Origin of the sequence: Bacillus cereus group sp. N12 (assembly GCF_016483575.1) — a bacterium.
GTDB lineage: Bacteria > Bacillota > Bacilli > Bacillales > Bacillaceae_G > Bacillus_A > Bacillus_A toyonensis.
Genome location: NZ_JAEHBO010000008.1, coordinates 43,411 through 55,200 on the forward strand (window position 1 = coordinate 43,411; position 11,790 = coordinate 55,200).

The following is an 11,790-nucleotide window of genomic DNA, read 5'->3' on the forward strand; positions in this document are numbered from 1 at the left end:
CCTCTTCATTTATGCCTTTTTATTTCAATCTATTTTTTACTTTTTATATAAATCTTCAGTTAATTTCGCTTTCATTTCAAAACGTGGTAGCGATTCTCCTGGAACGAGTTGAACATCAGCCGTGAAAAATAGTTTTGCTCGTAACACAGATTCGATTTCTTTCTTCAATGTGCCTTTTTCATTTTCATTTAAGCCTTTTGAATATTCCACTTTAATTGGGAGTGGCGACTCCGCTAAAGGAGGCTTTTCTTTCAGTAGAATCCGAATTTCACCTGTTGTTTTCGGTCTAAAACTATTCACTACATCCTTGATCGCTGATGGGAAAACATTCACTCCACGCACGATTAACATATCGTCGGTTCTTCCAACACAGCGCAAACGGAAACTTCGTCGTCCACACTTACATGGCGTTGTATCGACCTGAACTAAATCTCTTGTTCTGAATCGGACAAGCGGGACACACTCACGGTCAATGGCTGTATAAACAAGTTCACCCTCCATATGATCGCTATGTGGAACAACTTCTCCTGTTTCAGGATCAATGATTTCGCAAATGACGTAATCCGATCCGATGAAGTGCATTCCATTCTGCTCTTGGCATTCACTGAACATCACGGGAGCCATATCCGCATTTCCCATCGCTTCTACGACTTTACAGCCCCAATCCTGTTCAATTTTTTTACGAACTTCAGGTAATCCGCCACCTGGCTCTCCACCGACAGACATGATTTTAATGCTTAACTCTGAAGGCTCCATATTATAATTTTTTCTAACAAATTCAGCTAAATGGGATGCATAAGATGGCGTACAGAACAAAGCATCAGCTTCAAAGTCGATGATACTTCGAATGACCCGATCCGAAGCACCTGTACCTATCGGGATAAAAGTGGCACCTAATCTTTCTATTCCATCTTTAAAGGAACTTCCAACAAAAAAGGAAAGACCCATTGCGAAAACAACTTTGCTTTCTTTTCTAATCCCATGAGTATATGCAGCTCTGGCTAGCATTTCAGTCCAAACATCATAATCATGTCTTGTGATTCCAACATAAGTCGGCCGGCCAGTCGTACCAGATGATGAATGCACACGAACAACTTCTTTCATATCGACAATCGCATGCGAACCTAGTGGCGGCAATACATTTTGGCTTTCCCTAATCTCATGCTTATAGGTAAACGGCAGTTTTGCTAAATCAGTTAACTCTTTAATATTGCTTCTTTCAATATCTAGTTTTTTAAACTTGTCCTGATAGAATTTCGAATTCCCCAAAATATAATCCAGTTGTTTTTGAAGTTTTTGAGATTGAATATCCTCTACACGAATATCAGGCTCCATAAACACTTCTTTTTTCTTTTCAGAAATCATCATTATCGTTCTCCCTTAAATGTAATTGTTTTCATAATTATTATTTCGAATATTATCACAACACTTTGCCATTTATAAATCACACATTCTTCTATGTGGCAATTTAACTTTTTTATTTTCGGAATATTCAATCATAATATTTTCTAGCGCTTTCCAACTATAGCGAAAAGGTATCTTTTCCCTTCAAAAAAGGATATTTTCTTGTATGAAAAAGTCTTCACAACCTAATCTTTCTTCGTCGCTTTATACTACAACAAATTAACGCGGTGAATATTTAAAGATGCAGGACAAAAAAGACTTTCTAACTGTTAGAACAGTCAGAAAGCCTCGTTTATTTCTTCTTCATTAATTATTACTGTTTAAAGATTTTTCCAATTCTATCGTGGCTTCTATCACTTTTTTTACATATGTATTAACAGAAGATGGCCGAATACGTTGCTCAGGACCAATTAATTCAATGGCAGCTATAATCTCTCCGCTCTTATTTTTTACTGGTGCAGCAATTGATGTTAATCCAGAGGAAAAGTTGTTATAACTTATTGCGTACCCCATTTCTTGAACGCGCAGTAACTCTGTTAAATCATACTGAGGCTTATCTGTATGATTAAGTGTTGCTTCCATAGAAATAATTGCCGATATTTCTTCTTCCGATTTAGTGGAAATCAACACTTTTCCTGCGCTTGTACTTAAGATAGGCTGGGATTTTCCTACGTATGTCAATCCGTCATAAATAGGGCGATCAGAATCTACTGTATTAACATAAAAAATTTGATTATTATATAAAATGCAGAGTGAGGATGCCTCATTCACCTTTTTAGCCAGTGAATATAAAATTGACGTAGATGCATTATGTAGGGCCAAGTCTTTTATTAAAACTGACTCTAATGCGCGTATAGAAATACCAAGACGATATTTATTATTTATATTATCTTTAGCAATGAATCCTTCTTTTTTAAGCGTGGACAGCAATCGATGAGCTGTACTGTCAGCAATCGAAAGCCGATCTGCAATCTCTTTCACACTAAAGTCTGGTTCTTCAACACTAAACACATCAAGTATACGTAATGCATTCTCAAGTGATGAAAAGCTTCTCCGTTTCATTACCTTTCCTTCTTTCTTATTCTATAATCATATTAATATATATATCCGAGACTTTTCGAAATGTCTTTTCCTGCCTTCACCACACCTTCTATAATTTGTGGAAGGTCTATTCGATTACTAGGGCCAGTAATACTGATCGAAGCGACGACAGATTCATTATAATCGTAGATAGGAGCAGCAATACTGGTTATGCCTTCGCTAAATTCATCTATACAAACTGCATATCCTTGCTTTTTGATTTGACTAAGATGACTCTTTAATTCTCTTGCATTTCTAACCGTATTTGAACTAAACTGATGAAATTGTTGTAGTTCAATTGCTTTTATGACTTCTTCCTGTTCTATTTGTTCTTTAAAAGCGAGTATAACTTTTCCGCATCCAGTGCAGTATACAGGATTATTCTTTCCAATGTGGGAAGATAATCGGACTGGATGTATGCCTTCCATTTTGTCCAAATAAATCGTTTCTGTTCCTTCTAACACTCCAATATGGACAGCTTCGCCAAAATTGTTGACTAATTTTTTTAAAACTGGCCGAGCTTCCCGGTGAATTTCCATTGTTGTTTTGACAATACCGGATAATTTTAAAATCGATAGACTAAGTCTATATTTTTTAATTCTTAACCCCCTCTCCAAATACCCATAGTTTTCTAATACCTTCAAAAGGCGCTTAGTAGTACTAATACTCATAGATTTTTTTTGAGCAATCTCCGACAATGTCCATTCCCGTTTTTCTTCGGTGAACAAACGTAAGATTTGCATAGCGTTTTGCACAGTCTGGATTGTATAATCTCTATTAATATCATTCACCCCTTTAAAAACTTCCTATTTTGTAATACATATTACTTTCTTTATATCATATTTTAATAATTATTAATTGTTAAAATATGATTATCCTTTCTCAAGGCCCCTCTTTCAATAGAATAATAAAAAGAGTAGTTCAAATGTCTTTTTATTTGATTCGTTTAATCGTACGCTAGATCATTACTTAGATAGATAAGCCTCTTATTTCCGATAAAAATTCCCACTTGAAAGGAATTATTTTAAAAGTCCCCAACAGATCGCTTTAAATAAATTATATTTTCTTAATTTTTAAAAAATTAATAAAAATTGTCACATAGCAGAATTTTATTATTTATATACGACAAAATCCCGTGTTACTATCAGTCCAATCATTAAAAAGGAGGAATTATTTTGAACTTACAAAGTGAAAATTGAAACTGAAGGTCTAAAGAACGGAATGAAAAATGTATAAAGCAGATCGATTATGTTTTTGATAAATCCAATTTTCATGAATAGTAGTTTTCTAAACAAAGAATTCGTAGATTAAATGATAAATATTTGGCAGCCCTAAAATTGTTAGCGTTTACACCGAATGTTTTATACACGAAAGCTAAAATATGTCCTTTTACTAATAAATTTATCTTTTACAGCAAAAATCTGCTTAATTCTTCATGGGACTTTATCTGGATTTAAGATGAAGGCTGAACTGACTGAAAATGCTCTCTGGTTTGTAATTGAAGAAAAGTTTTCAAATCTATAAGTATATTCACCAAAGTAATTTACTAAATACTGTAGAGCCTAATGATGATTCGTTATTTTAGGAGGGAATGTATAGTATGAATTCAATGAATCAATCAGTTGAAAGTACAACAATCAAAAAAACAATGATACGCATTTTACCATTTACGTTTATATGTTATGTCATTGCTTATTTGGATCGTGTGAATTTAGGCTTTGCAGCTTTGGAAATGAATGCAAGCTTGGGGTTATCTGCAGAAGTTTTTGGGTTATTATCAGGTATTTTCTTTCTTGGGTACTTCCTGTTTGAAATACCCAGCAATTTGATTATGCACAAAGTTGGTGCGAAAATTTGGATTGCTAGAATTATGATTTCATGGGGTATCATTGTAGTTTTAACAGCATTTGTACAATCAGCTACACATTTGTACATTGCTCGTTTTTTACTTGGAATTGCTGAGGCAGGATTTTTTCCAGGAATTATTTTATATTTCACATATTGGTTTCGGAATAAAGAAAGAGGGCGTGCTTCCGCTTCTCTCGTTATGGCTTTGCCGATTGGTACGATTATAGGAGCCCCATTATCAACCTGGATTATGGATAACATTGCATGGTATGGGATATCTGGTTGGAGATGGATGTTTATCCTCGAGGGAATCCCAGCCGTTATTTTAGGAGTTGTCACACTGTTTTACTTAAATAATGGTCCCAAAGATGCTAAATGGTTAAATGAGACTGAAAAAAATTGGCTAGAAAATGAATTAGATAAAGAAAGACGTCAAAGCATTGCAGTAAATAAAGCGTCAAAATTAGAAATGTTTAAAGACACGAAGGTTTGGAAATTAGCTTTTATTTATTTCGCTAATTATACAGCAATGTACGCTCTTAGTTTTTGGCTGCCAAGTATTATTAAATCATTTGCTACTAGTTCAAATAATATGGAAATTGGCTGGTTAACAATTATACCTGCACTAATCGGAATCCCTTCCATGTTACTCTTTGGATGGAGTTCTGATAAAAGAAATGAACATAAAAAGCATTTGATTGCAAGCTTCCTCATCGCATTTTCAGGCTTTATTATGTGTGGGTTTGCTGGTAACGCATTGACAATGATTGTATTGATTGCTTTCGCAGCAATTGGTCTGTATGGATTTGTAGGCGCCTTTTTCTCATTTATGACCCTGTTTTTCACGGAATCAACCGCACCAGCCGGCATTGCAACAGTAAATGCATTTGCAAGTTTAGGTGGTTTTTTTGGTCCTATGATTTTCGGGAAATTAGCTATTTCAAACGGAATGTTCGTGATTGGTGCATTAGCGATTTTTGCTTGCATGGTCATCCTATCCCTGGGACGAAAAGAATTAAGTATTGTAAATGGAAAAGATAATGTGGATAAAAGCACCATCAATCGGTAATATTGATCAACTGTAAAACAAATAGTAGAAAAAATTTGGGTGTATCTGTGTTAGCCGTATCCCCCACTTTAACATTTCTTACAAATAAATAGAAAGAAAGATTGGATAAGATGAACCAAATGGATACTCACTCTCTATGGACATCGACCGCAAACAGCTATGAGAATGAAAAAACTTTAAAAGGAAATAAAGAAGCGGATATTGTCGTGATTGGTGCTGGTTTCCAATACTTGATATTTTGTGTAAGGAAGAATGAATTGAGCTGAACTTGCTGTAAAAATTATTTTTAGGAGGGTATAAGCATGGGAATATCAGGAAACCACCCCTCGCCGCAGAAAGAAAAAGCAGAAATTATGAATAAGCCGGTAAATGATTCAGCACTTGGAACTAAAAGTATTCCGTTACTATATTTACGGTTTGCTTTGGCTGGAATTATGGCTAACGTAATTCTTGGAGTGGTAGCGATTGTTGATGGATATTTCGTCAGTGGCTTTCGGGAGCTTGAAATCGAAGGGATCGGAATTGGTTTTACAGTAACAGTTATTATTCGTATGCTTGGCGTTCTTTTTGGGATTGGAGCCGGAGCCGTCATTTCACTTCGACTTGGAAAAGGGAAAATCGATGAAGCGAGGAGTACTATGGGGCAAACTTTATGGTTTACTCTATTCGTCTCCATTTTGCTAGCTATACTTGGATTGGTCTTTAATAATCAAATCATGACTTTATTCGGAGCAAGTCATGATGCACTTCCATATGCAGTGAAATACAGCCAACCATTGTGGACTGCATTGCCAATAATGATATTGGCGGTTGTACTAAGTATTTTAACCAATATCGATGAAAAGCCTGTATTATCAATGAACAGTTGGTTAGTCGCAGCAGTTGTTGCCGGAATTACAGAGTGGATTATGGTAACGAAATATGACATGGGGATGATGGGTTCCGCCTGGGCAAATACCATTGCACAATCTATCCCTGTTCTACTAATCTTTTACTTTTGGTTCGGTAAAACGAAGCTTAAACCCAAAATAAAAGATATAATGATTAATCTTAAGACAATTGGTGAAGTCGCTTGGACAGGCTTTGCATCTTTTTCGAGTCAGCTCATGATGTTTTTTTCTATTATTTTCTTTAATAATTTACTGCAAAGCTATGGTGGTGGGATGCACGTTGCAGCTTTCACCGTTCAAAACGGTTACATTACAAACCTGCTCGCCTTAGTAGCGCTCGGTGGGATGACAGGACTTCAACCAATTATTAGTTACAATTACGGTGCAGGTAACCTTGATCGTGTGAAACAAGCAATTAAGATTGGTCTCATTTTTACAGTTTCCTTGTTTTTGATTGTTACTGCTTTATTAATCATTTTTGCAGATCCAATTATGTCATTTTTCTCTAATGGTAATCCGGAATTACAGAAACTCATAACCTGGACGACAATCGTATTTAATTGTATGTTTACATTAAATGCCATTACCTTACTTGTCTCTGGTTATTTCGAAGCGCAAGAGAAAAACTGGTCCGCAACGTTTATTAATGTGAGCAAAATGTTGTTTTTTTCATTCCCGTTCATGTTTATTTTCCCGAAATACTGGGGAGTTGATGGTGTTTGGTATTCCGCTCCAGCTGCTGAAATTCCAGGTATCCTTATAGCAATTTATTTTCTTCGAAAAGGATTAAAACGCTTAAAAGAAACAAAAGTAAAGAAAGCATATTGATATTAATTAATCTTTCAAAATTATTTACAAGAAATATAGATGATGAGAATGTTTTGTGCGAAAAAAATTACAGTCAAAAAATCCCAAATATTAAGTATAGACACTTGGGAACCCTGAATAGGCGATCCTAGCAAAGGAACTTGGCATGTAGCAGCGCACGAAGTTTTCTATGTAACAAACGGTGAGGTGTTTATTATTGTTCACGAAGAAAAGTATCACATTACAAAGGGCTGGGTCGTTTCTTTGGATAAAGACCTTCTTTATGAACAAGATTGCCCTGAATTTTTGAAAAAGAATTATAAATTGAACCATGAAATTAATTTGAAATGCTGTGAAAGATCATCACAGCTGTATACTTTGCCTAATCGTAGTTTAAGCTACATAGCTCTGTTATCCGATTACTACTTATTTTACACAAATAAAATTCTCAATATTCAGATTTCAAGGAGGTTATTTACTAATGAATATAAATCAAAAAGCCGACATTGTCATCTCAAGTAATGCTGTTTTTACAGGCCTTGCCGATAGGCCCCTCTCCGCGCATATCGCTATTATTAATAATAAGATTGCAGCCATTGGTTCCGAAATGGAAATGACTCCGTTTATTGGACCAAACACGAAAGTATTTCATTATGCCGATCAACTTATTATGGCTGGCTTTCATGATTTTCACTTGCATATGTTAATGGGAAGCATTGCAGAAGAAAGTGTCTTTTTAGCTGATGCATCTTCAGAAGAAGATGTACTCAAAATGGTAGTGGATTTTAGCAATTCAAGGCCAAATGATCCATGGATTATTGGTTTTTCTTGGGATCAGGGCAATTGGGACAACCAACAGCTTCCAAATCGTGCTGCACTTGATCGCATACTTCCAGAGCGTCCTGTTATTCTCTTTCATATGGAAGGACATTATATCTGGGTAAACAGTAAAGCGCTTGAGATTGCGAGTATTAATCGCAATACGGATAATCCGCCCTACGGGATCATTGCAAAGGATGAAAATGGAGAACCAACAGGTATTTTGTATGAGACAGCGATTGCACTAGTATCGAATCATGCATTCAATTTTTCAAAGGAACATCGTATGAAAATGATGAAAAAATTTCTCGAACAGGCAGCTTCGCTGGGTGTGACCTCGGTTAACGATTTATATGGATCGCCTGCTATGGAAAAATTACAGGATTTCGAATTATTTAATGATCTAGATAAAAGAGGAGAATTAACTGCGCGGATTCATCTTTCACCTCCCTTAAATGATGATATAGAGCGTGCGAAACAATTACGTGATACTTATGCATCAGGCAAGCTTCAAGTCTCGGGGTTGAAACAGTTTGTTGATGGAGTAATAACCGGCTATACCGCGTATTTAGTTAAACCATATTCAGATAAACCAGAAACCTTCGGGGAAACAGCTGTTTCTCCAAATATAATTAAAAAATGGATAATAGAAGCTGATCGAGAAGGCTTTCAAATTCGTATTCATGCGATTGGTGATGGGGCAATTCGCCTAGCTTTGGATGCTTTTGAGGCAGCTCAGAAAAAGAACGGTAAGCGAGATGCTAGGCATTGTGTGGAACATGTGGAGGTTATTCATTCGGATGAAATCGCCCGTTTCCAAAAGCTCGGAGTCATCGCATCAATGCAACCAGAACACTTAGGTCTTGGTAAAGAACAACGTCAGACTTATGTTTCACGCGTTGGAAAAGAACGGGAGCCTTTTATTTTTGCAATGAAAACTATAAAGGATTCAGGTGCAATGTTGGCTTTTGGAACTGATTATCCAATTGTGCAATTAAATCCGATGCTAGGTATTTATCGTGCGCTAACAAGAATTGGATATGATGGATCACCGGCAGAAGGATGGAATCCGCAGGAACGTCTGTCACTATCTGAAGTCTTAAGAAATTATACGTTATCACCTGCCTATGGATCATTTAGAGAAAGGGAGTTGGGCACACTTGAAATAGGAAAACTCGCAGATCTTGTTGTATTAAACAGAAACCTCTTCGAAATCCCAGTTGAAGAAATACGAGACGTTCAAGTCGTTTTAACAATGGTTAATGGGGCTATCGTTTTTCAAGATGATTTAGCATGCGAGAAGGTCCCCTTTTCATTTGATACGTATTAAGACAAAGCTAAATAATAATATATCTATATAGTGAAAAATGACAACAAAACTATTTAATTTTAAAAGCTCAAATCAGTATAACCCCATTCTAAATTTAGGACGGGGTTATACATATAGACGTTTAATTTAATTTTTTCAAAAAAATATTCAATAGAAAAGAAATATTTTCTATTACGGATTACAATACAATTACAGAAAAATTGTACGTTAAGGAACTGAGTCAAATATTTCTGAGTTGTGTTTAAACGTAAAATATTATCGAAATGCTATAATGTTCCTTTATCGTATAAGCTAGGATTAAATTAAAACTTTAACTTTATCAGTGTTGTTGATTGTTATATATTTAGACCAAAATACAGTTATGCCAAATCCAATAATAAGTATTAATCCTGCAAAGATATATGGTAGATTAACATTTACATTAAGTAAAACGCCTCCCGTTGCTGGACCTATTATATTTCCGAGACTTGTATAAGTAGAATTCATCCCTCCAGCAAACCCTTGATTTTCTCCAGCTATTTTAGATAGTAATGTAGTAATTGCTGGTCGCAGTAAGTCACATGCTAAAAAAGTGACAAACGTTACAATCATGATGCCCCAATAATGACTAGTAAATGTAGACACGAATATAAATATAGCGGCTATGAATAAGCTACCTTGAATGATTCTTTTTTCACCAAATCTTTTTACTAGTTTATCAAAGAACAAGATTTGTGCTATTACTCCTAATATGGCGCTTATTGAAATAATCGTTGATATATCCTTAGGTGTAAAACCGAACTTTTTATCAACAACAAAGCTAAACATATGTTCATAAGCTGATAAACCACATCCTAAAACAAAAACAAGTACTAATGGGATAAAATATACAGGGTGAAAAGATTGTTTCATTTCATTAAAAAAACTAATTTGTGTTTTGTTATCTCGCATTTTAATTCTTTGTTCTTTAGATACAGGTTCTTTTAAAATAAATACTGAAAAACACGCAGCGATACCAGAAATTACTGCTGCAAAAAAGAACGGTGCACGTATGCCAAAATCAGATATAAAACCACCAATACCAGGACCAATGATGAATCCTGTACTGATTGCTGCCGATAGATATCCTAATGCTTTTGCCCTGTTTTCTAATGAAGTTGTATCAGCAATAAAAGCAGTAACTGCCGGCATCATACATGCAGCACTAATCCCCCCTAATGCTCTAGAAAGAAATAAAACCCATATTTGATTTCCAAATCCAAATAAAAATTCAGAAAAGGAAAAAATGATTAACCCTATTATGATCATTTTTTTTCGACCAAATATATCTACCCATATTCCAGAAATAGGAGATATTAATAGTTGAAAAAATGCAAAAGTAGCAATTAAATATCCCATAATATCAGTTCCTAATTGTAATGTTTTCATATATGTTGGCATTATGGGGACAACAAGACCAATTCCTAAAAACACGATAAATAAATTAAATAATACTAAAGCTAAAGATAATTTTTTTCTATTGTATATATCCATATAACTTTCCTCATTCCTTGATTAATCAAATATAAAAAGGCCTTTTTATATAATCATTAATCAGTATAAACCTTAAAGTAACTTCAAAGTCTATAGGGTATAGCTAAAAAAATAAAATATTTCCCATACTAGATACCAAAACGCAGCACAAAAAACAAAGTACATTATAAGTATTAAATATCATTTATGGAACTTTCTTAATATACGTTAAAACTAAGTTTTTTAACTTAAAAATCCCTTACCTTAGCGTACGAAATTCGCGTTTTATTGGTGCTATCCCATCGCTATCAAGCTAAGCTCATACAACGCCAATTATAGTAGAGATTACTTCTTCTTTCTAAAGGCTAAGTAATGAAAAAAACAAAAATGCATTTCAATTTATAATTTTAATAGAAGCGGTAGATTAAGTAGGAAGAGGCACTTTGAGGTTAGCGACTTTTTTATAAAAAAATCAAAATACTAGTATATGACGAATTAATAAAGATAGACTACTTTATATTTATTAGGATTGAATAATGAGGAATGAAATCATTAAAAAAATATAGTTACAAGATTTGCGAATTGATTATGATACATCTAAAAATACCGATATAATTTCAAACAAGTAAAAAAGCGCCCTGTACACAGGGCGCTTTTCTCCAACCTAATGTCTAATATTAGCAGTTGGGTATAATGTCGTTCCTCCAATTGAAACCTTTATTTCATTTGTTAGTGGATTCCGCACAATGAACAAGGTGCTTTCGAAGTGTTAGGCAGTTACGGACAAACGCTTTATATCGATCCGAAAGCAAATATGGTAATCGTCCACTTCTCTTCTAATGCTACACCTAGTAATGAAATACATTCGGTTTATTCCGATATGTATGTTGATATTGCCCATCATTTGGAGAAGCTTCCACAGTAGTGAAAGCAGGAGTTTAAGCCTTACATGAATGACTATTTGGTTGAACAATCGATCTATTGTGCTGAAACGTCAATATAGTAAAAAAGGATCTCTCTTTATCAAGAGAGATCCTTTTTTTACTTCTTCT

7 protein-coding genes and 2 pseudogenes are annotated in these 11,790 nt (G+C 34.8%); 5 read left to right on the forward strand and 4 right to left on the reverse strand.

Annotation, left to right across the window (positions count from 1 at the left end; translation table 11 throughout):
* Positions 1–36 precede the first annotated feature (36 nt).
* The 3 genes from JDS92_RS06500 to JDS92_RS31370 all read right to left on the reverse strand — a co-directional run bounded on the left by JDS92_RS06500 (position 37) and on the right by JDS92_RS31370 (position 3,275).
* Positions 37–1,368, reverse strand: a complete 1,332-nt coding sequence (locus JDS92_RS06500) for a phenylacetate--CoA ligase family protein (protein WP_242475987.1) — start codon at positions 1,366–1,368, stop codon at positions 37–39.
* 342 nt (positions 1,369–1,710) lie between these two features.
* A complete protein-coding gene (locus JDS92_RS06505) occupies positions 1,711–2,466 on the reverse strand; it encodes an IclR family transcriptional regulator (protein ID WP_199631690.1) in 756 nt (251 codons plus the stop codon).
* 32 nt (positions 2,467–2,498) lie between these two features.
* Entirely contained in the window at positions 2,499–3,275 is a 777-nt protein-coding gene (locus JDS92_RS31370; RefSeq protein ID WP_199631691.1) for an IclR family transcriptional regulator, read from the reverse strand.
* 809 nt (positions 3,276–4,084) lie between these two features.
* Between JDS92_RS31370 and JDS92_RS06515 the strand changes: the two genes are divergently transcribed.
* The 4 genes and pseudogenes from JDS92_RS06515 to JDS92_RS06530 all read left to right on the forward strand — a co-directional run bounded on the left by JDS92_RS06515 (position 4,085) and on the right by JDS92_RS06530 (position 9,247).
* Positions 4,085–5,401, forward strand: coding sequence for an MFS transporter (locus JDS92_RS06515; protein WP_242475988.1), 1,317 nt, complete (start codon positions 4,085–4,087; stop codon positions 5,399–5,401).
* A 302-nt stretch (positions 5,402–5,703) separates the two neighbouring features.
* Positions 5,704–7,119: an MATE family efflux transporter gene (locus JDS92_RS06520; protein WP_199631692.1), complete on the forward strand. Its 1,416-nt coding sequence runs from the start codon at positions 5,704–5,706 to the stop codon at positions 7,117–7,119.
* A gap of 48 nt (positions 7,120–7,167) precedes the next feature.
* Positions 7,168–7,446, forward strand: a pseudogene (locus tag JDS92_RS06525) (cupin domain-containing protein); the annotation flags it as partial.
* Positions 7,447–7,579: 133 nt separating this feature from the next.
* On the forward strand, positions 7,580–9,247 hold the full coding sequence (locus JDS92_RS06530) for an amidohydrolase (protein ID WP_199631693.1): 1,668 nt from the start codon (positions 7,580–7,582) through the stop codon (positions 9,245–9,247).
* Positions 9,248–9,544: 297 nt separating this feature from the next.
* Here JDS92_RS06530 and JDS92_RS06535 read toward each other — a convergent pair whose 3' ends face one another.
* Positions 9,545–10,759, reverse strand: a complete 1,215-nt coding sequence (locus JDS92_RS06535; RefSeq protein WP_199631694.1) for an MFS transporter — start codon at positions 10,757–10,759, stop codon at positions 9,545–9,547.
* A gap of 712 nt (positions 10,760–11,471) precedes the next feature.
* Between JDS92_RS06535 and JDS92_RS06540 the strand changes: the two are divergent.
* Positions 11,472–11,663: pseudogene (locus JDS92_RS06540) on the forward strand (serine hydrolase domain-containing protein); the annotation flags it as partial.
* Positions 11,664–11,790 lie beyond the last annotated feature (127 nt).

Bases quoted from the DNA above. Each gene is read 5' to 3' on its own strand.
- JDS92_RS06500 (WP_242475987.1), bottom strand. From the start codon at position 1,368: ATGATGATTTCTGAAAAGAAAAAAGAAGTGTTTATGGAGCCTGATATT.
- JDS92_RS06505 (WP_199631690.1), bottom strand. From the start codon at position 2,466: ATGAAACGGAGAAGCTTTTCATCACTTGAGAATGCATTACGTATACTT.
- JDS92_RS06515 (WP_242475988.1), top strand. From the start codon at position 4,085: ATGAATTCAATGAATCAATCAGTTGAAAGTACAACAATCAAAAAAACA.
- JDS92_RS06520 (WP_199631692.1), top strand. From the start codon at position 5,704: ATGGGAATATCAGGAAACCACCCCTCGCCGCAGAAAGAAAAAGCAGAA.
- JDS92_RS06530 (WP_199631693.1), top strand. From the start codon at position 7,580: ATGAATATAAATCAAAAAGCCGACATTGTCATCTCAAGTAATGCTGTT.
- JDS92_RS06535 (WP_199631694.1), bottom strand. From the start codon at position 10,759: ATGGATATATACAATAGAAAAAAATTATCTTTAGCTTTAGTATTATTT.